Origin of the sequence: Sphaerisporangium sp. B11E5 (assembly GCF_039871875.1) — a bacterium.
Lineage (GTDB): Bacteria > Actinomycetota > Actinomycetes > Streptosporangiales > Streptosporangiaceae > Sphaerisporangium.
In genome coordinates this window covers 26,961-51,400 of record NZ_JBDPMD010000023.1, presented here as the reverse complement: position 1 = coordinate 51,400, position 24,440 = coordinate 26,961, and the positions used below count along the sequence as shown (strand labels likewise).

General features: G+C 71.2%; 20 protein-coding genes and 1 riboswitch. Of the genes, 7 read left to right on the top strand and 13 right to left on the bottom strand.

Going from position 1 to position 24,440, the window contains the following annotated elements:
- Positions 1 to 179: 179 nt before the first annotated feature.
- The 6 genes from ABGB17_RS21165 (at position 180) to ABGB17_RS21140 (ending at position 7,352) form a co-directional block, all read left to right on the top strand.
- Positions 180 to 905, top strand: coding sequence for an ABC transporter ATP-binding protein (locus ABGB17_RS21165; protein ID WP_347632121.1), 726 nt, complete (start codon positions 180 to 182; stop codon positions 903 to 905).
- On the top strand, positions 899 to 3,280 hold the full coding sequence (locus ABGB17_RS21160) for an ABC transporter permease (RefSeq protein ID WP_347632119.1): 2,382 nt from the start codon (positions 899 to 901) through the stop codon (positions 3,278 to 3,280). The genes ABGB17_RS21165 and ABGB17_RS21160 overlap by 7 nt, the downstream gene beginning before the upstream one ends.
- A 142-nt stretch (positions 3,281 to 3,422) precedes the next feature.
- Positions 3,423 to 5,306, top strand: a complete 1,884-nt coding sequence (locus ABGB17_RS21155; protein ID WP_347632117.1) for a RiPP maturation radical SAM C-methyltransferase — start codon at positions 3,423 to 3,425, stop codon at positions 5,304 to 5,306.
- Complete coding sequence (locus ABGB17_RS21150; RefSeq protein WP_347632115.1) at positions 5,303 to 5,920, top strand: DUF5825 family protein; 618 nt, start codon at positions 5,303 to 5,305, stop codon at positions 5,918 to 5,920. Before ABGB17_RS21155 ends, ABGB17_RS21150 begins: the two co-directional genes overlap by 4 nt.
- 39 nt (positions 5,921 to 5,959) lie before the next feature.
- Entirely contained in the window at positions 5,960 to 6,097 is a 138-nt protein-coding gene (locus ABGB17_RS21145) for a hypothetical protein (protein ID WP_347632113.1), read from the top strand.
- A gap of 91 nt (positions 6,098 to 6,188) precedes the next feature.
- Positions 6,189 to 7,352, top strand: a complete 1,164-nt coding sequence (locus ABGB17_RS21140) for a hypothetical protein (protein WP_347632111.1) — start codon at positions 6,189 to 6,191, stop codon at positions 7,350 to 7,352.
- 186 nt (positions 7,353 to 7,538) lie between these two features.
- On the opposite strand, the gene ABGB17_RS21135 is transcribed toward ABGB17_RS21140, so the two are convergent.
- The 6 genes from ABGB17_RS21135 to ABGB17_RS21110 all read right to left on the bottom strand — a co-directional run bounded on the left by ABGB17_RS21135 (position 7,539) and on the right by ABGB17_RS21110 (position 11,743).
- A complete protein-coding gene (locus ABGB17_RS21135; RefSeq protein ID WP_347632109.1) occupies positions 7,539 to 8,870 on the bottom strand; it encodes a hypothetical protein in 1,332 nt (443 codons plus the stop codon).
- A 100-nt stretch (positions 8,871 to 8,970) separates the two neighbouring features.
- Positions 8,971 to 9,333: a hypothetical protein gene (locus ABGB17_RS21130; protein WP_347632107.1), complete on the bottom strand. Its 363-nt coding sequence runs from the start codon at positions 9,331 to 9,333 to the stop codon at positions 8,971 to 8,973.
- A gap of 38 nt (positions 9,334 to 9,371) precedes the next feature.
- Entirely contained in the window at positions 9,372 to 10,253 is an 882-nt protein-coding gene (locus tag ABGB17_RS21125; protein ID WP_347632105.1) for a copper resistance protein CopC, read from the bottom strand.
- Positions 10,254 to 10,503: 250 nt separating this feature from the next.
- Entirely contained in the window at positions 10,504 to 11,178 is a 675-nt protein-coding gene (locus tag ABGB17_RS21120) for a DUF6766 family protein (protein ID WP_347632103.1), read from the bottom strand.
- A gap of 35 nt (positions 11,179 to 11,213) precedes the next feature.
- Positions 11,214 to 11,348 carry a hypothetical protein gene (locus ABGB17_RS21115; protein WP_347632101.1) on the bottom strand — a complete coding sequence of 45 codons (135 nt, stop codon included), beginning with the start codon at positions 11,346 to 11,348 and terminating at the stop codon, positions 11,214 to 11,216.
- Positions 11,349 to 11,350: 2 nt separating this feature from the next.
- Positions 11,351 to 11,743, bottom strand: a complete 393-nt coding sequence (locus tag ABGB17_RS21110) for a hypothetical protein (RefSeq protein ID WP_347632098.1) — start codon at positions 11,741 to 11,743, stop codon at positions 11,351 to 11,353.
- A gap of 153 nt (positions 11,744 to 11,896) precedes the next feature.
- On the opposite strand from ABGB17_RS21110, the gene ABGB17_RS21105 reads away from it, so the two are divergent.
- Positions 11,897 to 13,159, top strand: coding sequence for a GAF domain-containing SpoIIE family protein phosphatase (locus ABGB17_RS21105; protein WP_347632096.1), 1,263 nt, complete (start codon positions 11,897 to 11,899; stop codon positions 13,157 to 13,159).
- Positions 13,160 to 13,169: 10 nt separating this feature from the next.
- On the opposite strand, the gene ABGB17_RS21100 is transcribed toward ABGB17_RS21105, so the two are convergent.
- The 7 genes from ABGB17_RS21100 to ABGB17_RS21070 form a co-directional block, all read right to left on the bottom strand.
- Positions 13,170 to 14,126 (bottom strand): TIGR03885 family FMN-dependent LLM class oxidoreductase, encoded by a 957-nt coding sequence (locus ABGB17_RS21100; RefSeq protein ID WP_347632094.1) that lies wholly within the window; start codon positions 14,124 to 14,126, stop codon positions 13,170 to 13,172.
- A 76-nt stretch (positions 14,127 to 14,202) separates the two neighbouring features.
- Positions 14,203 to 14,949: a hypothetical protein gene (locus tag ABGB17_RS21095; RefSeq protein WP_347632092.1), complete on the bottom strand. Its 747-nt coding sequence runs from the start codon at positions 14,947 to 14,949 to the stop codon at positions 14,203 to 14,205.
- 263 nt (positions 14,950 to 15,212) lie between these two features.
- Positions 15,213 to 16,310 (bottom strand): DUF3103 family protein, encoded by a 1,098-nt coding sequence (locus tag ABGB17_RS21090; protein WP_347632090.1) that lies wholly within the window; start codon positions 16,308 to 16,310, stop codon positions 15,213 to 15,215.
- A gap of 268 nt (positions 16,311 to 16,578) precedes the next feature.
- A complete protein-coding gene (locus tag ABGB17_RS21085; RefSeq protein ID WP_347632088.1) occupies positions 16,579 to 19,986 on the bottom strand; it encodes a DUF4153 domain-containing protein in 3,408 nt (1,135 codons plus the stop codon).
- Positions 19,987 to 20,014: 28 nt separating this feature from the next.
- Positions 20,015 to 20,704, bottom strand: a complete 690-nt coding sequence (locus ABGB17_RS21080; RefSeq protein ID WP_347632086.1) for a response regulator transcription factor — start codon at positions 20,702 to 20,704, stop codon at positions 20,015 to 20,017.
- A 95-nt stretch (positions 20,705 to 20,799) separates the two neighbouring features.
- Entirely contained in the window at positions 20,800 to 21,795 is a 996-nt protein-coding gene (locus tag ABGB17_RS21075; protein WP_347632084.1) for a ribonucleotide-diphosphate reductase subunit beta, read from the bottom strand.
- 35 nt (positions 21,796 to 21,830) lie between these two features.
- Positions 21,831 to 24,107, bottom strand: coding sequence for a ribonucleoside-diphosphate reductase subunit alpha (locus ABGB17_RS21070; RefSeq protein WP_347632082.1), 2,277 nt, complete (start codon positions 24,105 to 24,107; stop codon positions 21,831 to 21,833).
- A gap of 124 nt (positions 24,108 to 24,231) precedes the next feature.
- Positions 24,232 to 24,440, bottom strand: a riboswitch (cobalamin riboswitch).

Genomic DNA, 24,440 nt, shown 5'->3' with positions numbered 1-24,440 from the left:
CGCGGTAGTGCTGGGTCTACCCTGGGCCCTCGTCCCAGCGCCAGTGCGCCGGCCCGGCACGGGCGGCTTCGCTGGACCCTATGCACCCGACAGACCCCCCAGGCGGCCGAGACCGCGGGCACCCGGCAGAATCCACCGGCGGCGGAGACCGCGCACACCCGGGAGATCACAAGGAGACCGTGCGGCTCGAAGCGGTGCGCCGGCTGTACGGCACGGCCGCCCGCACGGTGAAGGCCCTCGACGGGGTGACGGCGAGCTTCCACGCGGGCACACTGACGGCGGTCATGGGGCCGTCGGGGTCCGGCAAGTCCACCCTGCTGCACTGCGCGGCGGGACTGGACCGGCCGACCGGCGGCACCGTCGTCATCGACGGCACCGACCTCGGCTCGCTGAGCGAGAACGACCTGACCGTGTTGCGCCGCGAGCGGATGGGGTTCGTCTTCCAGGCGTTCAACCTGGTGTCCGCGCTCACCGCCGAGCAGAACGTGGCGCTGCCGCTGCGCCTGGCGGGCCGCGCGGCCCCGTCCGGCCTGGTCCGGGCGGCGCTGGCGGAGGTCGGCCTCGCGGACCGGGCGGGCCACCGGCCGAGCGGCCTGTCCGGCGGCGAACAGCAGCGTGTCGCGATCGCGCGTGCGCTGATCAGCAGGCCCGCCGTGGTGTTCGCCGACGAGCCGACCGGCCAGCTCGACACCAAGGTGTCGCGCCAGATCCTCGGCATGCTGCGCGGGCTGGTCGACGACCACGGACAGACGATGATCATGGTGACGCACGACCCGGTGACGGCCTCCTACGCCGACCGGGTGCTGTTCCTCGCCGACGGGTGCGTGGTGGACGAGTACACCGGCACCGTCACCGCCGAGTCCGTCGCCGCGCGGATGGCCGTACTGGAGGCCGCGCCGTGCTGACCTTCGCGACGTTGCGTGAGCGGTGGCCCTCGTTCGCCGGGGGGTTCGTCGTGCTGTTCCTCGGCATGGCGATGGTGTCGATGAGCGTCCTCGCTCTGGCCTCGGCCGGGGCGGAGGTGCCCGAGCGGCTGGCGGGGACGCCCGTGTTCGTCTCGGTGCCGGTGATCGAGCGTGGCGACGGCAGCTTCGCCCCCGACCGGCCGTGGTCGCCTGAGGCGGTCACGTCACTGCGGGAACGGCTGGACGCGATCCCGGGGGTGGCGCACGCCATACCGGATCGCACGTTCTACGCGCAGCCGGTCATCGGGGGCAGGCCGGTGGCGGCTGACCGGGGGTACGCGTGGTCGGCGGCGATGCTGGCGCCGTACACGCTGACGGCGGGTGCCGCGCCGCGGGAGGGCGAGGCGGCGCTGGACCGGTCGCTCGGGCTCGCGCCGGGGGCGCGGGTGTCCGTGCTGACCGTGCACGGGCCGGTGACGTACACGGTGTCCGGCACGGTGAACGGGCCGGGGGTGTACCTGAACGACGCGGAGGCGGCCCGTGTCTCGGCGGGGGTGCGGGCGATCGGCCTGGTCACCGAGCCGGGGGCGGACGTCGCGGCGGTCGCGGCGGCCGCGGGGACGGCGGCCGGCGCCACCGGCGTGGTGCGCACCGGGGACGGGCGCAGCGTCCTGGAGACGCGGGAGCACGAACGGACCCGCTGGATCGGCATGCAGGTGCTCACCGCCATGGCCGTGTTGTCCGCGTTCGTGGCGATCCTGGTGGTGAGCTCGACGTTCGCGGTGGGGGTGGCGCAGCGGCGCCGCGAGTTCGGCCTGCTGCGCGCGGTGGGGGCGACGCCGCGCCAGGTGTGGCGCATGGTGTACGCCGAGGCGCTGGTGGTCGGTGTCACCGCGACGGCGGGCGGGGTGGCGGCCGGCGCGTTGCTCGGTCCCGTACTCGGGGACGTGCTCGTCACGGCCGGGTTCGAGCCGCCGGGCTTCGCGGTGCGGTTGTCCCCGCTGCCGCTCGCGGGCTCGTTCGCGGTGGGGGTGATCGGCACGCCGGCAGGGGTGTGGTGGGCGTCCCGGCGGGCCGCGCGGGTGCGCCCGCTGGAGGCGCTGCGCGAGGCCGAGGTGGACGACCGTCCGATGCCGCGCGTGCGGTGGATCACCGGGGCGGCGTGCTGCGCGCTGGGCCTGGCGGCCGCGGCCGACGCGGGCCTCTCGGACGGTTCCGACGCGTTCGTGACGTCGGGCCTGCTCGCGGCGATGGGGGTGATCGCGGGACTGGCGCTGCTGTCGCCCGCGGTCGTGCCGCCGGTGGCACGGCTGGTGTCGTGGCCGTTCGCCCGGGGCCGCGGCGCGACCGGGATGCTCGTCCGTGAGAACGCGCTGACCGCGGTCCGCCGTACCGCGGCCACCGCCACGCCGGTGCTGATCACGGTGGGGTGCGCGGTCCTGATCACCGGGATGGTGCAGACGACCGCCGCGGGGTTCGCACAGGTGCGCGCCACCACGATCCGGGCGGACACGGTGATCGTGCCGGACGGCACCCCGGGCCTGACGGACGCGGCGGCGTCCGCGGCGGGCGCGCAGTCGTCCCTGTTCACCGCCGTGTTCCAGCCGGACGGCGACCCCCTGAGCGCCATCGGCGCCACCCCGGAACTGCTGGAGCGGGCGGGTGACGTCCAGGTGGTGTCCGGCTCGCTCGACGCGCTCCGGAGCGACGACCGGGTGCTCGTGGCGGAGTGGCTGGCCGAGGAACGCGGGCTGCGCCCTGGCTCGACGCTGGAGGTGTCGTTCGAGGACGGCACCTCGGCGTCGCCGACGGTGGCCGGCGTGGTCCGCGAGGCGGACGCCGACGTGCTGCTCTCCCGGGAACTGCTCAGGAGACACGACCCGGTGGCCCTCGCCGAGGAGGCCTACGTCGCGGGCACCCCCACGCCGCCCGGCCCGGGAGCGCGCGTGGTGGACGTCCCCACCTACTCGGCGGAGGCGGACGCCGAGGAGGACCGTCTGGTGTGGATCGCCACCGTACTCCTCGTCGTGGTGTCCACGGCCTACGCGGGCGTGGCGATCGTGAACACGATGGTGATGTCGGCGGCCGGCCGCGTCCGCGACCTCGCGGTGCTGCGCCAGTCCGGCGCGACACCCCGGCAGGTGCTCGGCACCGTGGCCGCCGAGTCGATGTTCGTGGTGCTCCTCGGCACCGGCATGGGCCTCGTGGTGGCGTTGCCCGCCCTGCTGGGCATGCGACGCGCCTTCGCCACGGCCATGAACACCGACGTCCCCCTCGTGGTGCCGTGGCCGCTCATCCTGGGGGTGATCGCCACGTGCCTGACCCTCGCGACCTGCGCCGCCGTACTCGCCGCCCGCCCCGCCGCGAGGCGCTGACCCCCGGAGCGGCCGGATCAGTGTCTCACCGCATCACCTGAGCGTAGCGAAACACTCACCTGGCCGTAGCTTGTCGGGTCCCGGGCCCCCGAGGAGTATGAGGGGTCGCCGCCGTCGTGGTTTCGCCACTGAGGGGAGCGGGATGCGGATACTTCTCGTCAACATGCCGTGGGGATCCACCGATGTTCCCTCGTTGGCGCTGGGCATTCTCAAGCGTGCGGTGAAGGAGCGGATTCCCGGGGCCGAGGTCGAGGTGGTGTACGCCAACATCGATTACGTCGACTGGGTCCAGGAGCATGTCGATCTGGGGGTGGAGGACTACGACTTCTTCGCCCAGCAGTCCTTCACCGAGGGGAACGGCGACTGGGTCTTCTCCTCCGCTCTTTACGATGACCCGTCCTGGCGGCGGCGGCAGTTCGACGAGCGGATGAGCGGGGGGAAGACCGATCAGCAGATGGCGTTGTGTCACCGTCTGCACGAGCTGGCGCCGGCGTTCGTCGGGGAACTCGCGGGACGGATCGCCGATTCGGCGCCTGATGTGGTGGGGTTCACGTCCACCTTCCAGCAGAACGTCGCGGCGTTGTCGGCGGCCAGGCAGGTCAAGCGGCTGCGGCCGGAGATCGTCACGATATTCGGCGGGGCCAGTTGTGACGGGGCGCAGGGGGCCGCGTTGCACCGGCTCTTTCCGTTCGTGGATTTCGTGCTGCGGGGGGAAGGTGAGGTCGCCTTCCCGCGGTTCGTCGACACTCTGGCCGGGGGCGGCGATTTCGGGGCGATACCTGGACTGGTCTGGCGGGACGGCACGGGAGCCTCGGTCGCCAACGCCATGAGTGCCCGGCCGCTGGCGCCGGGCGAGATCGTCGCCCCGGACTTCGACGACTATTTCCAGCGGTACGCCTCCTCGGCCGCGCGGATGTGGGGGGATCCGCGGCTGGTGCTGGAAAGTTCACGCGGCTGCTGGTGGGGGGAAAAGCATCACTGCACGTTCTGCGGCCTCAACGGGTCGTTCATGGAGTTCCGCAGCAAGAGTCCGCAACGGTTCCTTGACGAGCTGATCGGTCTGGCGGAGCGTCACCAGGTCCTCGACGTGTTCATGGTCGACAACATCCTGGACATGAACTACCTGACGTCGGTGTTGCCCGCTCTCACCGCGGCGGACTACGACTTCCGCATGTTCTACGAGGTCAAAGCCAACCTGCGGCGCAGTCAGGTCCAGGCTCTCGCCGACGCGGGGGTCGTGCGGGTCCAGGCGGGGATCGAAAGCCTCAGCAGTCGCGTCCTGAGCATCATGGAGAAGGGCGTCACCGGCTGCCAGAACGTCCGCATGATGCGCGACTCCGAATCGGCCGGCATCTGGGTGGAGTGGAATTACCTGTTCGGCTTTCCCGGGGAGACCGCCGACGACTACACGTCCGTCGTCGAGCAGTTTCCCGCGCTGCATCACCTTCCCCCGCCCGGCATGGTGGGCAGGCTGGCGATCGAGCGGTTCAGCCCGTACTTCGACCGGCCGGAGCTGGGGTTCGCGGAGCTGCGGCCGCATTCTCAGTACTCGCTGATCTACGACCTCCCCGAGCACGAGCTGTTCGACCTCGGCTACCTGTTCGAGGCGCCGCCACGCGGGATCGACGCGGCGGTCGCGGACCGGCTCGCCGCCGCGGCGGCGGAGTGGGAGTCGGCGTACCCGGACAGCCGGCTGACGCTGTGCGACCTCGGCGACCACCTCGCGCTGGTGAGCCGGCGACCGGCCTTCGACTGGACGACGTTGCGGGTGGACGACCCGGTGGAGATGGCCGCCATGCGCCTGCTCGACCGGCCGCACCGGCCGGCCGCGCTGGCCGGGAAGCTCGGCGTGACCGAAGGCGACGTCGCGGAGCTGCTCCGGCGCTGGCGCGAGCTGGGGTTGATCTTCGCCGACGGCGGGCAGGTCGTGCTGACCGCGGTCAGTCCCGCCAACCAGAAGCTGCGGCGGGTGAACCGGCACGCCGGCGACCAGGCGGCACCGGCGCTGGCGGGTGAGCCGCGATGACGCCGGTCACGGTGACGTTGTGGCGCGACTACGAGGAGCTCGACCGGCCCGGCATGTTCGCGGGGACGGCCGTGGTGTCCGGTCCCGCCGCGGACGAGAGCCGCGTGTTCTTCGAGAGCGGCGTGCGCCGGGTCGCGCTGAGCGACACCGTGGATCTGGAGATCGCGGGCGGTCAGGCGGCGGCCGTGCGCACTCTCGTGCTGGTGCGGGAGCTGACCGGGCATGGAATCGCCGTCGACTGGCGGCTACGCCTGGGTGCCGAGCGGTGGCGGCCGCTGAGCCATCTCTACCCGCCCGCCGAGGTCGTCGGCGCCGAGGACGTCCGCCGCGAATGGCGGGACAGCTATCACTTCTTCAAGTGCGTCTACCGCCGCGGACCGGGGTTCCTCCAGGTACGCGACCGGCGTTCCGAGATCCTCCGCAAGGTCACCGTCGACGGTCCCGTGCACCGTGCGGCGATCGACCACCTGCTGGAAGGGTGCCCCGCCTCGGCGATCCCCCCGCCGATCCTGCGCGATCTCACCACGATGAGGCTCGTTCATCTCCTCGGCGGCACGGCCTGGTGGTTGCCCTACCGGGTGCGGCAGTGGCCCGCCGGAAAGAAAGTCCTCTGATGTCCCGTGAAGGTAGTCCGACAAGAGAGAAGGTGTGACATGACACGCGACGAGGCGCTGCGTGCGGCGCTGGAGCAGATGAGCGTGGAGAACCTGACCACGACCGACGGCATCCGTGTCGACGTCGTCAGCGACGACATCGACGCCCCGGACGAGAGGGTCTGGGGCATCGCCTGACCGCAGGCGTTCGATTCCACTCCGGGTGCCGCCGTCCGACGACGGCACCCGGACACCTGTCGGCGTTCGGTGAACTCCAGAGGCGATGACGATGACGACCGCAGCCATGATCCCCGATGACGCCGTGTGGGACGGCGTGTCCAACCTGCTCGACGAGTACCTCCAGATACGGCCTGACGACCAGGTGTTCCTCCTGTACACGGCGGACGCCAGGGAGCCCGCCGCGTGGGTCGCCGCCGAGCTGGCCGTCCGCGGCATCGAGCCGGCGCTGCTCGGCATGAACGCGGTCCACGACGACACCGTGGAGCCGCGGCTGCGCGCGGCGCTCCCCGACCCCGCGTCCCCGCATCCGCGCATCGTGTTGCTGACGATGGAGCTCAACTCGATGTCGCACGTGCTCCAGCTCCGGCGAGCGCTGGCCCCCTACGCCGAGGACCGCTGGGCGACGTACCGGATCATCAACGCGTCGGCGGAGTTCTTCCGCCACTCGATGAGCGTCACCCCCACGCTGCTCTCCGCGCTGAACGGGGCGCTGCTGAACCGGATGATGCCCGCGTCGCACCTGCGCATCACCTCCAGCAGCGGCACGGACCTGGAGGTCACCGTCGACTCCCGGCGCTACCGCTGGCTCAGCAACCGCGGCGTGTGGCGGGAAGGCGCCTTCCTCGTGCTGCCGCCGGGTGAGGTCAGCACGTACCCGGCGGACATCAACGGCGTCCTCGTCGCCGACGGCGCCTTCAACGTGACCTCCTACACCAGCTACGACGCCCGGCTGGCCGCCCACCCGGTCACGGTCGGCATCAGGAACGGCCGGGTCACCGATGTCGCGTGCGCCGACCCGCTCGTGACCCGCCTGCTCGAGCGCTGCCTGAAGCTCGACAACGCCGACCGGATCGGCGAGCTCGGTTTCGGCACCAACGTCGGCACCACCGGCTTCATCCCGCTGAACTCCCACATCAACGAGCGCCACCCCGGCGTGCATCTGGGCCTCGGCATGCACGGGCAGCGTCTCGACGTGGTGGAGTACTGGTCCGACATCCATCTCGACCTGATCACCTCCGACGCCACCATCGTCGTCGACGGCCACACCGAGATCAGGAGCACGGACCTCATGAGCTTCGCCGAGGAACGGCACCCGGCACCCCTGACCGAAGGCCTGCACGAGGAGGACATCGACGGCGACTGCTGCGGTCTCATCGCCAGCGAGGTCGCCCGGGTCAAGAACGAGTTCCTCCAGATGCGGGACTGTCAGTAGCCGGGCCGCTCGCTGTCCGGCGTTCCTCACGTGCACGACCTCCAGGGCGTGCCGGTCGCCGGCGCGTTTCGCGCGGCCGAGCAGACCGACGGTGAGGTCGTCCCGCGTCGTCGTCTCCGTGGGGTGGACGTACACGAAGATCCCGTCGGCGTCGCCGGTGCTCCCCCCTATGGCAACGCCCTCTGCCTAGGCCGCGAACAGGAGCATCAGGCCGGTCACCGTGTAGAGCACCATCAGGGCCAGCAGAGGGACCTGGCCGAGGACGGCGGTGCGCCGGGGGAAGAGGGTCAGGGCGCGGTCGTGGGCCAGCACGGTGCCCATGACGTGGCCGACGACGATGACCGTCACCTGGAGCATGGCGATCCCGGCCGGGCTCGTGCCGGCGGCGCCGACGGTCCACCCGGCCGTGCCGAGCCAGTCGGCCCCGGTGACCAGGGGGTCCGACAGCAGGGCGATGGTCCGCTGGCCCTCCAGGAGCAGCAGCGTGAAGTAGTGGGCCACCAGGTAGCCCACGGCGATCGGCACGATCGAGTGCGCCAGCTCACCCGCCGTGCTCCCCGGCGCTGCTCCGCCCCATCGCCCGGCCAGCGCGGTCGCCGCCACGTACGCCGCGAGCACCGCGCCGATGACGGCGACCAGGCCGGCCGTGCCGAGCACCGGCGCGGGCACGGCGCTGTCCTGCACGAACCGCACCCAGAACGGCGCGTTGGAGACGCTGTCGTACATGGTGGACCCCAGGAGAACGATCACCAGAACCACCAGGCCCGGCGCGGGTTCCAGGCCCGCCATGCCGTGCAGCGGGTTGCGCCGGGTGAGGGTGCCGTCCGGGTTGCGGCCCACCGGGGCGAGCCTGCCCATGAGGCCGCTGTACGCCTCGAAGGTGTCGCCCTTGTCGAACCATCCGGAGCCGAAGACCACCGCGCCCGCCAGCATGGCCACGGTGTACAGCGCGAGCCAGGCACCGATGACCGGCAGGGTGGCGCGTCCGGGGGCGACCAGTTCCAGCCAGGTGAACGCGAACAGGCCTGCGGCGGCCGGCCAGTACCCCAGCCCTTCCGGCAGCGGCCGCACCCCGCGCCGGGGGTCACGGCGCAGCGCGGCACAGGCCAGCAGGTGCACCGTGCGCAACGGGTTCACCGCGCGCCATACCGGGCCGAACAGCAGCGACAGCGGGATCAGGCCCACCCAGAACAGGACGTAGAACACCCCCGCCGTCGGATTGTCGGCCCGGTCCGGCCCGAAGAACAGCCCGACGCAGAAGTAGGCCGTGGCGAGAAGCCCGGCCAGCCGCCACGACCACCGCCACGCCGGGGCGCTCACCAGACCCTGCACCCGGACGGCCACCGGCCGGGTGTAGGCGAGGGCGCCGGCGAGCCGCGGTTCGGTCCACAACACGCCGAGCGCGGCGAACGACATCAGCAGGGCCAGGACGGCGCCGGTCATCGCGGCGGAGAAGGGGATCGGCAGGTCCTGGCGGCCTCCGACGCCGTGGGCCAGCGCGAGCACCCCTAGCTCCATTTTCCGCACATCGCCCTCGACGCCCTCCACCGATCACTCACCGCGCCGGATGACATATAGCTCCTTACCAGGGACATTCGGGCTGGTGCGGAAAGCAGGCCTAGCGCACCAGGAGCTGGAAGAGCTGCAGTTCCTGTTCGTGGGTCTCCACCTCGAACAGGCCGCTCTGGCCGGCCACGAACTCGATCGTCCCAGGGACACCCGGACGCAGGACCGCGGCCTTGTCGTAGCCGTGCACGTGCGCCTGGTCCGCCACGTCGCTCGTCACGGTGATCCGCACCCTCTGGCCCTTCGTGACGTCGATCCGCGAGGGGGGCGGGGTCACCGTCCGGGCTTTGATGGTCACCGTGATGTCCTTCACGGTGGTCGGGGCCGCGGCCGCGCCGGCGCCCGGACCGCCGCAGCCGAGCAGGGCCACACCGAGCAGCGCGGTGGCGAGGAAACGGGCAGCGGGGAATCTCACCGTGGAACTCCTGGGGACGGGTGTCGGGGTTCTGGACGTCAGCGGCGTCCGCCGCGAGGTGCGCGGCGTGGCGGAGCAGGAGGCGAGGAGCGCGGTCCCGGACGGGGCGGTGGGCCGCCGGCCGGCCGGGAGCGGGCGGCCCTCGCCACCATGACAGCCGTTCCGGCGACGAGCAGCAGGGGGACCGCCCACACCAGCACGTCCGTACCCGCGGACGCCGGCGGCTGCCCGGTCGTGTCCGTCGCCGCCGCGGGGCTCTCCGCGGCCTGAGACGCGTGACCGCAACCGGTCTCCGGCATGGTCCTCGGTGTGCACCCCGGGGACGGCGCGCCGCCCTGCGTCGCGTCGGCCCGCGGTCCGGCGGATTCCACGTCGCCGGTCTCACCGGTGTCACCGTGCTCGCCGGACGCGGCCAGCAGAGCGGGATCGGGATCGTCGGCGGGGCTCGTCCAGCCCTTGGGGGCTTTGGTGGTCCGGCCGGCGTAGGTGAACTTGATCTCTCCGCGCACCGTGTCCCCGTCGGAGGCGACGGTCCAGTAGCGGGCGACGTAGACGCCCTTCTCCGGCCAGTGCGCCACGGGAACGCGCACCTCGAAGCCCTCGTGGTACAGGCGCGGCTCCCACACGCCGTCGACGAGGAAGTACTCCCGGACCGGCTCGTCCAGCCGTTTCGTCGCACCGTGCGACCACGGACGGTCGACCCGGGCGCCGCTCGGCGCGGTGACGGTGAAGTACGCCTCTGACAGCGGCTTCTCGGTGAAGTACAACAGGACCGCCTCGAGCGGCTCCCTGACCGTGCTCTCCTTGGCCGGTACCGAGAGCGCGAGCTGCCCGTGCGCCTCAGCCGGGGACGCCGAGACGGCCACGACCACGGACCCGAAGATGACCAGCAGCAGGACCCGGAAGGACGACCAGATCATGGCTGGGCGACGCGATCGCACGAGACCGAAAGGGACGTGGACAAACGCAAATGATCCTTCCAGGGATGCGTGCGCCGACCACGTCGATGGCTGATGAGAAAAAGTCAGGCGTGCAGGGTACCGGCCTACCTCGCCCAACGGATTACCACGCCACATTGTGGTCATGAGCCTCTGGAGGCGTCAACCCTCGCCCGGGCGCGCGGCACGCCGGGGCCGGGCGGAGCGGGAGGTGAACCCGCACTTCGCCGGGTCAGTTCTCCTCGCTGGTGACGCCGTGCGGGGTGCCCACCGGTTTGGACTCCGGTGAGCCGCGCTGGCGCAGGTAGACGGACAGCACCACCATCGACAACACCGCGAGGAACTCCGACTGCCAGTTCTGCAGGGTGCGGTTCCAGAAGTCGGGTGACCCGAGGTACTCCAGCGCGGAGACGGGGTCCTGGAGCTGTGAGAGCTGCTCGGCGTTGTAGGCGGCCCTTCCCGCCACCCACTGCGCCACCCAGGACGACACGAAGAAGAGTCCCATCACCATGCCGAGGGATGCGCCGTACAGGGCGGGGCGCAGCCCCGTGCCCTTGGCCCAGGACGGGCTGTCCGGTCGCGCGTGCGCGCCGACCTTCTGCTGCGCGTCGTCGCCCGTGCCCTCTTCTCCCGGTTTCTTCGACTCGGGCGACCCACGCTGCACGAGCCACACCGTCACCATGATGAACAACAGGAACTGCAGGTACTCGGACTGCCAGTTCTCGGCCACATCGACGGCGAAGTCCGAGGAGGTCACGTACGCGGGCCACGAGATCGGCGCGCCACCGGCGGCCACCTGCCGGGCGTTGTAATCGGCGTTGCCCGCGAACGACTGCCCGGCCAGAGCCAGCACGAAGATCACCAGGAAGAAGAGGCTGAGCGCGTTGTCCCTCAGAAAGCGTTTCATCTCGGTCGTCCCTTCGGTTGCCGCCGCGCCTCGCGTCAACGCCCCAGCAGTCCGACGACCAGGAAATACGCCAACCCGATCACGATGACCACCACCGTGATCGTGAACAACACCCGGCTGCCCACGTCGTGGGTCCCGCGCTCACTCCCTGCTGTGGACGACCTCCGCATGTCTAGCTCTCCACTTCGCATCGATACGGCTTCTCTCCGCGCGGCGTGCACCCGGCGGCCCGGATCAGCCACCCCTTGGGGAACCGGTGCAGGAAGACCGTGTCCCCGGACAGCCGCACCTGCGCCTCCGAGCCCCACACCTGCGTCCCGAGCACCGCTCCCGCCGGCAACCGGGCCTTGACGACGGCCGCCGCGCAGCCTTCCTCCTCCGAGGCCAGCGCCTCAGCGGTGTCCGGCGTCAGTAACGCGCACGCCCCGCCCCCGTCACCGCTGCGCACCGCCGCGTAGAACCGATCAACCGTCCCCAGCACGCCGGCGTCCTGACCTGAGGCGCACCCGGCGACCGCCAGCGTCACGCCCACGGCCACCGTCGCCGCGACCGCTCTTTTGCACATACTGACGCGCTACCCCGCTGACCACGATCGTCACATCTGTCGCCACCAAAAGATCTTTGTGACCTGAGTGTTCGCCAGGCGGCACCGGGTACGGGTTAGTGATGGGCTGAGCGGTAGCTCAGGAGCGTGGCGAGTCTCTTGGCGGTGAGAGGCTTGATCGACGGAAGCGGGCGGGGACATCCGGACGGGGGCGCGGTAGGCGTCGGCACGGCGCGGATGCTGTCCGGGCTGCTCGAAGCCAGTCACGTCGTGGTACTGGAGCAGGTGCCGTCGCTGGTCTGCAAGCACGCGGCCGAAGTCGGCTTCCACGACGCGCGGGTGTACCTCGTCGACCTCCAGCAGGACGTGCTCCGCCTCCTGGCCGCGCCGGAGCACGCCGACGAGGACGAGGCCCGGCATCCGCACGAGATGCGCATCGATACGACGCTGGCGGGGCGGGCGTACCAGGAGACACGCATACTGGACCGGCCGGGCACCGACGGCGGGCCGCACCACTGGTGGGTGCCGATGCTCGACGGCACCGAACGGCTCGGGGTACTGCTCGTCATGGCCTGGGACGCCGGCGAGGTGACGCAGGAGGACATGCGGGCCCTGGCGTCGCTTGTGGCGCTTCTGCTGGTCAGCAAACGTTCCCACAGCGACACCTATGCGAAGCTCGTGCGCACCCGGCCGATGCACGTGGCCGCGGAGATGCAGTGGAACCTCATGCCACCGCTGACCTTCACCGGCGAACACCTGGCGATCGGCGCGGCGCTCGAACCGGCTTACGAGATCGGCGGAGACGCCTTCGACTACTCCGTCACCGACCAGCGCGCCAACCTCGCGATCTTCGACGCGATGGGCCACGACGCCTCCGCCGGCCTGACCGCCTCCCTGGCGATCGCCGCGTGCCGCAACAACCGCCGCCAGGGCGCCGACCTGGTCGAGACCAGCAAGGCGATCGAACGGACCCTGATCGAGGAGTTCGGCAGGGCCACCCGCTTCGTCACCGCGATCCTGGCCGACCTCGACATCACCACCGGCTCACTGACCTGGGTCAACCGCGGCCACCACCCCCCGGTGGTGATCCGCGGCGGCCGCTGGACCACCCGCCTGCAGTGCCCACCCGCCCACCCGATGGGCCTCGACCTGGGCCTCCCCGTCACCCTGTGCCGCGAACAACTGGAACCCGGCGACCGCGTGCTGTTCTACACCGACGGCATCACCGAGGCCCGCGACCCCAAGGGCCACGAATTCGGCCTGGACCGTTTCGTCGACTTCATCATGCGCCACCACTCCGACGGCCTCCCGGTCTCCGAGACCCTCCGCCGCCTGATCCACAACATCCTGCACTACCACGGAAGCCATCTCCAGGACGACGCCACCGTCCTCCTCGCCGAATGGCACGGCCCCCACGCCACCCAGTTCACCATGTGAACCAGGGCCCCTAGCGCAGTACGGGCAGGACCTTGGCCCCGAAGGCGTCGATGAACGGCAGCAGGTCCTGGCCCACGTGGTGCAGATAGATGCGATCGAACCCGAGAGCCGCGTAGCCGCGCAGCCAGTCGATGTGCCGTTCGAGGTCCGCGGACACGTTCACCACGCGGCGCACCTGCTCCACGGTCACGTGCTCGGACACCACGTCGAAGTGCTCCACCAGCTCCAGGTCCCAGCAGACCGGCGGCCCGAAGACGTTGCTGCGCCACTGATCGTGAGCGATGGCCTCCGCCTCGGCCTCCGTAGGCGCCCAGCTCAGATGAACCTGCAGGCACAACGGCCCCCGTCCCCCCGCGTCACGGTACGCCGCGATCATCTTGCGCAGATGATCCTCCGGCGCGTTGACCGTGACCAGCCCGTCCGCCCACTCCGCACACCGCTCCGCCGTACCCACACTCACCGCCGCCCCGATCAGGGGCGGCCGTGTCTCCGGCCGCGTCCACAACCGGGCACGGTCCACCGTCACCAGCCCGTCCCGCGTGACGACCTCCCCGTCGAGCAGATCACGGATGACCTCCACGCACTCCCGCAACCGAGCGTCCCGAACCTCCTTACGCGGCCACGGCCCCCCGGTGACATGCTCGTTGCTGTACTCGCCACTCCCCAGCGCCGCCCAGAACCGCCCAGGGAACATCGCCCCAAGAGTCCCGATCGCCTGAGCGATGATCGCCGGGTGGTACCGCTGCCCCGGCGCGTTCACCACCCCGAAACTGAGCCCCGTGGCCTGCAACGCCGCCCCGAGCCACGCCCAGGCGAACGCCGACTGCCCCTGCCGCGCACTCCACGGCGAGAAGTGATCCGAACACATCGCGACGTCGAACCCGGCCCGCTCAGCGGCCACCATGGCACTCAGAAGCTCGGCCGGCGGGATCTGCTCATGAGACGCGTGAATTCCATACTCCGTCATGCGCGACGCAGCTACCCAGCACGACCACGGCCAACCCCCGCATCGTCCTCGATGACTCCTGCCTTGATGGAGTCGGTCAGACAGGTTTCTGGTACCGGGAGAGGCGTAGTTCGTACCCCGTCTCCTGGCCGGAGGCCGTGAGTGCTCTGCCCCCGCTGGTCGCGGCGTTCCACAGCCAGGGCCGTACATGGCGCAGGGGTGACTGTGGCGGACCGGCGCAGATCGCCTGCCGTAGAGCGAGGCGCAGGCGCTGAAGTTCGTCCAGGTCCGCCGCCGGGAGATCGACGGCTCTCTGCCGTCCGTCTCCGGCGGTCATCTCGGCCAAGGTCATTGCTTCGCCTTCGGCTGTGGCCGGGGCCGCTTCGCGTACACCCGCTTGCTGTGCTCGCCAGTCGGTCCAGTTCGTCCCAATGCTGGCCACTGCCGCCCTCAACGTCGTGACGGCACGCCGTTCCGCATCCGTGCCCGCGCCCCAGACCTGTTCGGCCAGCGGCACCACCTGATCCCAGGTGAGGTGTGCGAAGCGGTCGCCGTCCCGGTGGCTTGGCGGCGAGAAGGTGAGCGGTGGTGTCACGTAGGTGAGGTCGACGGTGATGCCGGGATGGTGATGGGCGGCGAGTGTGCAGTACCCGGTGAGCTGGTCCCGCCGGTGGCTTGATGCCTCGGTCTTCAGCTCGATCATCCACAGCCGGTCGTGCCACAGCACGGCGTAGTCGGGTGCTCCGCCCCGCTCGTCGGTGTGCCTCGGGGGCAGCTCGAACTCGTCCACGAACAGCGGCTGCCCACTCCTCTCGCTCCGGCCGAACGACAACTCGTCCAGCAAGCCCAGGAACCGAGCCCCGTCAGGAGAGGGCCGGCTGCGGCTGTTCCAGGGAGGGTAAGGGCCAGCCACTATCAGCATGGTCAGCAAGCGCTGACAGTACTCTTCCCGGCCCAGCCGCAGGCGCTTCAGTAATCGGAGAGGGTCCTCGATCGCCATGGCGGCCAGGCTCGCATGCCGGCTCCGGCGCTGTACAGGTTCCCCGATGGACGCCTGCCGAGTTGTGTGCCCGGCAGGCGGCCGTTCTCCCAGGAGGCTGGACTGGGTCAGAGTTCGGACACCCAGTAGGGGGTCACGTCCATCCAGCCGTTGCCGCGGGCGCCGTTCAGGTGGCCGGTGGTGGAGGTGGAGAGGGTGTACCAGGAGTCGACGTAGTCGGGGTCGTCGGTCCACCAGGAGGCGGGGATGGCGGAGAGTATGGCGTTGACCAGGGGGATGTAGGTGCCGGCGTCGGCGATGGTCAGGAGGGCGGTGATGATGGCTTGGGCTAGTTGCTGGTAGTTGGTGTCGCCGTCGTCTTCCATCATCACTACGTCGGCCAGGTTGTACTTGTAGGCGGAGAAGTGGGCCAGGAGCTGGTTCGGGTAGTACGTTGTGCCGTCGTTGTCCAGGTAGGGCATCTGGACGATGGTGACGGTGGCCTTGCCGTCCAGGCCGAAGCCGCCGACGACGCTGTAGATCTCGGCGGAGCCCTTGACCCAGGGCTCCGCGTCGTCGGAGAGGCGGATGGCGTTGACCTTGGTGGCCCAGTAGCCGCCGGACGACCGGGTGGTCGTGAGTGGGCGGGGCGCGGTCAGGCCGCGGGCGGACAGGGTCTTGCGCATCAGGTCGAGGCCCAGGGGCAGCGCTTTGGCCACGTCGACCTCGACCACCAGCACCGGGCGCTTGGGGGGTGTGGCGGGGTCGAGGGTCAGCCTTCCGCCTCGGGGGTCGTACGCGGTGACCGAGGTGGCGTCGTCGTCGGTGGGGGCGGCCGCGACCAGCGGTACCTCGCCGCGGGACAGGCCGATGCGCATCGTGTCGGTGGCGACGCGGAGTCGGAGCAGGGAGCCGCTGTTCGGGGGGAGGCCCTTGGCGGCGAGCACGGACTGGTTGGCCGTGCGGGTGGCTTCGGCCAGGGCGGTGTCCGCGGTGAACGCCAGCAGGTCCACGGGGGCCGAGGCGGCGGCGGACGCGGCGCGGTCGCGGAGCCCGCGGTCGGCCAGGGCCGCGGCGACCTGCGCGGCCAGTCGGTCGGTGACGGCGGACACCGTGGTCGCGGAGGAGGCGGGCGGTGCCGGGTCGGTGGGAGTGGCCAGGGCGGTTCCGCCGGCCAGGGCCAGTGCGGCCACCGTGGCGATGGCGGCCGTGAGGACTCGGGTCACGAGTCTTCTCCTTCGGTCAGGGTTCCGGCCAGGAGGGGGTGCCCTGGCCGGAGCAGCGAGACAGATGGAGAGTGACAAGTCCCGTCAATTCACAACATGTGAAGAGCTGTCGATGACCGTGCGGTCATTTGGTACGGCTTTACGCTATCCCGACTGGGTGAGTCAGGGCAGGATTGTCGGAATCAGGCGCGGGCGTGGATACGGGCCGCCCGCGTGGCCACGGCCGGCCCGGGGCAGGTGGGTGACGGCACGCCCTGTGAACAGGGATTCAGTCCAAGGGGGCGAGGGAGCGAGAGAGGGCCGGGCAGTCCGGTTGTCGCAGCACCGGGTGTTGCCGCAGGATGTCGCGGGCGCGGGCGAGGGCGAGGTTCCAGCCGTTCCAGGGGTCTGGGGTGTCGAGGTCGTTCGCCGAGACCACGTCGCGCAGGACGCAACTGCGGGACGGCTCGGGGAGGCGGTCCAGGGCGGGGACGGCCTCCGGGCCCAGGTCTCCCAGGTACTCGTGGTCCAGGCGGTCGATGCCGCGGACCGCCATCTGGGTCTCGGCCACCCGGGCCTCGGGGTTCCAGACGGCGAACGTGAACACGGTCAGGCCGGTGAGGAGGACCAGTGAGCGGAAGAACCACGGCACACCGGGGCCTCTGAGGCGTATCGCGCCGGCGGTCAGGACCAGGACGAAGACCGCGGCGAGCCACCAGATCGTGACCTGGACGGCGGCGCGGAGGCGGGACAGGCCGTACGCGTCGGTGTAGAGGTCCAGGCGGTGCAGGGCCGATGCCAGGATGACCAGGGTGAACGCGCACAGCAGGCCCAGGAGGACGGCTGGGAGCCAGCGGTCGGGGCGGCGGGCGGGGCGGAGCAGGGCGGCTATGGCCGCCACGATGCCGAGCACGAAGATGCTGACGGTGACCAGTTCGAAGAAACCGGATCTGGCGTATTCGGCGTAGGTCAGCCCGGCTGTGGAGAGCACTCTCCGGCTGCCTCCGAACAGCACGGTGATCTGGATGGCCACGAACGACGCGAACAGGAGGTTGAGCGCCACCAGCGGGATCACCCACACGCCTCGGTCCAGTTTGACGCGGAGGTCGGGAGTCGGCGGGTCGGCGACGGGGCGCAGTGCCACCAGGGCGCCGGCCGCGGCCAGCACCGCGAAGACCGCGAAGAGGAAGACGCGGAAGGGCATGTTGTCCAGCCAGCCGGGTGCCTGGAGCAGGCGGCTCATGTACGACTGGAACACGGCGTCGGCCGAGCCGAACAGCAGGCCGAAGACGGTCAGGAAGACCACCGTGATACCGGTGCCGGCGAGCACGGGGAGCACTCTGCGGTGCTTTCTGAGGCGCTTCAGCGGACCGGAGAGGAACCAGGGCACCAGGAGCGTGGACAACGCCACGGAGGCTCCGCCCCTGAGCAGGCCCAGCCAGCCCTTACCCGCGCCGGACAGTGCGAGCGCCGCGATCGCGAACGCGAGCAGCAGCGCGGGGGCGACCAGCCAGTCGGCGTCCCGGAAGAGCGCCACCGACACCAGGGCGTACGCCAGCACGCCGAAGCTCACCGTCCAGGGGGTGAGCCGGCCGCGTCGCACCGGGAGTGTCGCGGGGAAGACCGCGGCTCCCAGCGCGACCGCGGTCAGCACCAGGCCGAGGCCCGTCGAGATGTGCGGCAGGGCCACGGCGGCGACGAGGCCCGCGGCCGCCGCGGCCGGCAGGAGCCAGCGCGGCACCTCGGGCAGCTCGGGGCGAGGGAGCAGGGGGGGCGGCACGTACACGGGCGGCGGCGAGTGGTGGGCACCGGGATAGAGGGCCGGCGCGGCACCGGCTTGGTGGCCCGCGACTTGATGGCTCCCGGAAGGGTGGGTCCCGGAAGGGTGGGTCCCGGAAGGGTGGGTCCCGGAAGGGTGGGTCCCCGCAGCCTGACTCCCGGCAGGCTGAGTCCCGGCAGCCTGACTTCCAGCAGCCTGAGTCCCGGCAGCCTGAGTCCCGGCAGCCTGAGTCGCCGCAGCCTGAGTCGCCGCAGCCTGAGTCGCCGCAGCCTGACCCTCGGCAGGCTGACTTCCAGCAGCCTGAGTCCCGGCAGCCTGAGCCCCGGCAGGCTGACTCCCAACAGCCTGAGCCCCGGCAGCCTGAATCCCGGCAGCCTGAATCCCCGCAGCCTGAATCCCCGCAGCCTGAATCCCGGCAGGCTGAGTCCCGGCAGGCTGAGTCGCGGCAGGCTGAGTCGCGGCAGGCTGACTTCCGGCAGCGTGACTCCCAGGTGGCTGACCCCCGGTTGGGGCGGTGGAGGCCGGGGTGTCGCGGGGCGTCTCGTTCCGCTGGGGGTCGGCGGCGATCTGATCACCTTGTCCGGTCACGGGGGCGGGCAGGGTGTCAGTCACAGGAGCGGGGGCGGGGGCGGCGACAGGGCCGGCCATGGTGCCTGCCGCGGGGCCGTCCGCAGGTTCCTTCATCGTGACTCCTGTCGTCGTGTCCGGTGCCGGTACCGAGACGGGGGTGGGCGGCTCCGCCGTGCCGGCTTCGGGGCCGGGGGTGCCGAGTGCCGTGTCGGGCTCGGGGGGTGTGCGCGGTTCGCCGGTGGCCGGCAGGCGGCTCGGGGGCGGGGCTCCGGTTTCCGCCGGGGAAGGGGCCGTCTCGGTGTCGTCCGCCGGGTGCGGAGGGAGGACGGTTCCCGGGATCGTGGCGGGGAGCGCGACGACCAGGCGGCAGCCCGGCGCGCCGGCGGCCCTCGTGTGCGTCGGTGCGTCGGTGACGTAGATGGAGCCGTCGTGGAGTTCCACGATCTCCTTGGCGATGGCGAGACCGAGGCCCGCGCCTCCCGTGCCGGCGGCGCGGCCGGCGTCGAGGCGGGAGAAGCGTTCGAAGACACGGGTCCGTTCGCCCGACGGGATGCCGGGGCCCTGGTCGACCACGCTGACCTCCAGGGACGGGCCGGTCAGCCGGGACTCCAGGCGGACCGTCCCCCCGGGTGGGCTGTGCCGTACGGCGTTGTCGAGCAGGTTGGCCAGTACCTGCGCGAGCAGGGCGGGGTCGGCGGACAGGGACGTCTCGGAAACCATGCTGACCACGGTGACGTCGTCCCGGCCGAGGGCGGCCTCGGAGGCGGCCTGGCGGCACAGGGACGCGAGGTCCAGCACCTCGGGCTCGATCAGCCGGGCACCGGAGTCGAGCCGGGACAGGTCGAGGAGCTGTGCGGTCAGCCGGCCGAGCCGCTGGGTCTGGGCGAGGGCGGTGCCCAGGGTGTCGAGGTCGGGGGGAGACACGCCGTCGACGACGTTCTCCAGCACGGCCTGGAGGCCGGCGATCGGCGTCCTCAGCTCGTGGCTGACGTTCGCCACCAGCTCGCGCCGCTGCCTGTCCACTTCACCCAGGTCGGCGGCCATCGCGTTGAACGCGCGGGCGAGTTCCCCCACCTCGTCCCGCGAGGTGGCCGAGACGCGCAGACCGTACCGCCCCTTGGCGATCGTCTGCGCGGCCGCCGCCATCTCACGCAGCGGGCGGGTCATGCCCATGGCGAGGAGCTGCACCATGATCAGCGCGAGTACGGCCGCGACGGCGATCCTGGCGTCGCGCGGCAAGCCGGCGTTGATGCCGACCTCGTTCACGACGAACGCCGTCACGACGGCGAGCACGATCACGATGCCGAGCTTGACCTTGATCCGTCCGAGGAAGTCGAGCGGTCTCATCTCCCTGCCTCCTTCCGGCGGGCGGCGCTCACGGGCGGACCAGCGCGTATCCGACTCCGTGCACCGTCCTGACCACGTCGGGCCCGAGCTTGCGGCGCAGGGCGCGGACGTGGCTGTCGACCGTCCTCGTCGCGGCGGCCTCCGAGAAGCCCCAGATGTCCGACAGCAGCCGCTCGCGTTCGAACACCTGGCCCGGCCGTTCCGCGAGCCTGCGAAGCAGGTCGAACTCGGTCCTGGTCAACTGCGCCTCGACCCCCCGCACGAACACCCGCCGCTCGGCCGTGTTGATCTCGACGACGCCGACGCGGATCACCGTGTCCTCGTGCGCCAGCACGCCGGCCCGTTCGACCCGCCGCAGCAGCGCGTGGATCCGGGCGACCAGTTCCCGCATGCTGAACGGCTTGGTGATGTAGTCGTCCGCCCCCACGCCGAGGCCGACCAGCACGTCGGTCTCCTCACCGAGCGCGGTCAGCATGAGCACGGGGACGGGACGGGTGGCCTGCATCCGGCGGCAGACCTCCAGCCCGTCCAGCCCGGGCAGCAGCCGGTCCAGGACGACGACGTCGGGCTCGGCCTTGGCGTAGGCGGCCAGCGCCTTCTCCCCGTCGCCCGCGACCCGCACGTCGAATCCTTCGGCGGCCAGCCGCAGCCGGACCGCCTTCGCGATCGTCTGATCGTCCTCGACCACGAGGACGCGCCGTTGCCGGGGGATGGCCATGGACGGAAAGCGTAGGCCCCGCCCGTGCAGAAGAGCCGTCCCGATATGTGCAGATCTCGTGCACCGCGGCCGGCGCAGGCGGGCCGCGGGCGGGCTCAGAACTCGGCGTCGAAGGTGACGCCGCCCGTCACGGCCACCTGGTAGGCGGAGACGCGGCGTTCGAAGAAGTTGGAGAGTTCCTGGACGTCCTGGAGCTCCATGAAGGCGAAGGGGTTCTTCGCCCCGTACAGCGGGGGGATGCCGAGCTGGGTCAGGCGGCGGTCGGCGACATGCCTCAGGTAGGTGCGCATGTCGGCCGCGGACAGGCCGGGTACGCCCTGGCCCAGCAGGTCCTCGGCGAACTGGGCCTCGCACTCGACGGCTTCGGAGAGCATCTGACGTACCTGGGACTTGAGGTCCTCGTCGAACAGGTCGGGTTCCTCGGTGCGTGCGACCTGGATGACGTCGAACGCGAAGGCCATGTGCTGGGATTCGTCGCGGAAGACCCAGTTGGTGCCGGAGGCCAGGCCGTTGAGGAGGCCGCGGGAGCGGAGGAAGTAGACGTAGGCGAAGGCGCCGTAGAAGAACAGGCCCTCGATGCAGGCGGCGAAGCAGACGAGGTTGAGCAGGAAAGCCCGCCGGTCCCGCTTGGTGGTGAGGCGCCGGAGATCGGCGAGGGAGTCGATCCAGCGGAAGCAGAACTCGGCTTTGCGGCGGATCGAGGGGATGTTCTCCACGGCCGCGAACGCCTCGGCCCGTTCGGTCTCGTCGGGGACGTAGGTGTCGAGCAGGTTCAGGTAGAACTGGACGTGCACCGCCTCCTCGAAGAGCTGGCGGGACAGGTACAGCCGGGCCTCAGGCGCGTTGACGTGCTGGTAGAGGTTGAGCACCAGGTTGTTGGCCACGATGGTGTCGCCGGTGGCGAAGAACGCGACCAGGCGGCTCACCAGGTGCCGCTCGGCCGGGGAGAGGCGGCCGAGGTCGGCGAGGTCGGAGTGCAGGTCCACCTCCTCGACGGTCCAGGTGTTCTTGATCGCGTCACGGAAGCGGTCGAAGAAGAGCGGGTAGCGCATCGGGCGCAGGGTGAGGCTCATGCCGGGGTCGAGCAGCATCGGGTGTTCTTCCTTCTGGGACGGCTCGGCCGGGGTCACTGGCAGGCCTCGCAGGACTCGGGGTTCTCCAGGGAGCAGGCGTCGGGGGTGAGCGGCACGGTGGCCTGCTGGATGCGCGTGGCGGGGCGGGAGCGCAGGTAGTAGGTGGTCTTCAGGCCCGACTTCCAGGCGTACAGGTACATCGAGGAGAGCTTGTCGATGGTGGGTGCGCCCATGAAGAGGTTGAGCGACTGGCTCTGGTCGACGTACGGCGCCCGGGCCGCGGCCATGTCGATCAGCGCCCGCTGCGGGAGCTCCCAGGCCGTGCGGAACAGGTGCCGCACCTCGGCGGGGAGCCCGGTGACGCCCTGCACGGAGCCCTCGGCCTGACGGATCGCGGCCCGCACCTCCTCCGTCCACAGGCCCCGGGCCTTCAGCTCGGCGACCAGGGCGTTGTTGATCTGGAGGAACTCGCCGCTGAGGGTCTCGCGCTTGAACAGGTTGGACACCTGCGGCTCGACGCACTCGTAGCAGCCGGCGATGGAGGCGATGGTCGCGGTCGGGGCGATCGCGATGAGCAGCGAGTTGCGCAGGCCGTGCGCGGCGATCTTGGCCCGCACCTCCGCCCAGCGGCCGGACGTGGGCACGCCCCACAGGTCGGGCTGCAGCCGTCCCCGGGCCGCCCAGGTCTGGTCGTACGCGGGGTGGGGGCCGGAGCGCGCGGCGAGGCCGGCGGAGGTGTCCAGGGCGGCGAGGCAGATCTCCTCGGCGATCCTGGTGGACAACTCCCTGGCCTCGGGCGAGTCGAACGGCAGGCGCAGCGCGAAGAACACGTCCTGCAGCCCCATGACGCCGAGCCCCACCGGGCGCCAGCGCGGGTTGCTCGCCGCGGCCTCCTCGCTGGGGTAGTAGTTGACGTCGATCACGCGGTCCAGGAACGTGACGGCGGTGCGCACCGTGGCGCGCAGCCCTTCCCAGTCCATGCCGTCGCCGCCGAGGTGGGCCGCGAGGTTGACCGAGCCGAGGTTGCAGACCGCGGTCTCGGTGTCGCTCGACACCTCGATGATCTCGGTGCACAGGTTGGACAGGTGCACCACGTTGCCCGGCTCGGCGGCCTGGTTGCACAGCCGGTTGGCGGTGTCCTTGAACGTCATCCAGCCGTTCCCGGTCTGCGCCAGGGTGCGCATCATCCTGGCGTACAGGTCGCGGGCCCGTACCTGCCGCACGTACCGCCCGGCGGCCTCGGCCTCGCGGTAGGCGGTGTCGAACGCCTCCCCCCACAGGTCGGGCAGTTCGGGCACCTCGTCGGGGTCGAACAGCGACCAGACGCCGTCGGCCTCGACGCGCCGCATGAACTCGTCGGGGATCCAGTTGGCCAGGTTCAGGTCGTGCGTACGGCGGGTGTGCTCGCCGGTGTTGTCGCGCAGTTCGAGGAACTCCTCGACGTCCGGGTGCCAGGGCTCCAGGTAGACGCACGCCGCGCCCTTGCGCCTGCCGCCCTGGTTGACCGCCGCCACCGACGCGTCCAGCGTGCGCAGCCACGGCACGATGCCGTTGGAATGCCCGTTGGTGCCGCGGATCAGCGCGCCGCGCGAGCGCACCCGCGACCAGGAGATGCCGATGCCGCCGGCGAACTTCGACAGCCGCGCCACCTGGGCGTAGCGGCTGTAGATCGAGCCGAGGTCGTCGCGCGGCGAGTCGACCAGGTAGCAGGAGGACATCTGGGTGTGCCGGGTGCCGGAGTTGAACAACGTCGGGGAGCTCGGCAGGTACGCGAGCGACGACATGAGCCGGTACAGCCCGACCGCCTCCTCGGCCGTCCAGGCCAGCCCGCACGCCACCCGCAGCAGCCAGTACTGCGGCGTCTCCACCACCAGCCGTGTCGTGGGGTGCCGCAGCAGGTACCGGTCGTGCACGGTGCGCAGGCCGAAGTACTCGAACCGCAGGTCTCCCCCGGCGTCCACCGCGCCGTCCAGCTCGTCCGCGTGCGCCGCCACGAAGTCCGCGGCCGCGTCGCCGATGAGACCCTCGTGGTGGCCGAGCCGTACCGCCTGGCTGAACGAGGCCACGCCCTGGCCGCGCGCCTCGTCATCGATCCGCGCCGCGAGCAGCCGCGCGGCGAGCCGGGAGTACTGCGGCTCCTCGCCGATCAGCTCCGCGGCGGTCCGGATCGTCAGCCGTTCCACCTCGGCGGCGCCCGCCCCGTCGTGCAGCCCGCTGAGCGTCCTGGCCGCCACCCGCTGGGGGTCGACGTCGGGCAGGTCGCCCGCCCATCGCTCCACGGCCCGCACGATCGCGGCGTGCGCCGTCAACTGGTCCTCGGTGACCGTCACGTTCTCTCCTCGCGAACTCGGCCCACATGGCCGGGCACGCGCAGGAGGCACCGCCGGGGAACACGTCCCCGCGCCGGAGCCGCGGGCCGTCCCGCGCGACCCCGGACCTGCCGCGTGCCCATGGACGGCACGCGGCGCGGCCGGCAGGTCTTCGGACTCGTGGGCGCCGTGCTCGCTTCCTACTGGCCGTCGCTTCCCGGGCCTTTCGGCCCAGTGCCATGTGACGGCGGTCGTTCCCACTCACCGCTGCGGGGCAGTCCCGGATTCCCACCGGGTTCCCTCTTGCCCCGGCCGCCCTCGACGAGCGACCGGACCGGCTGCACGGGACACCAT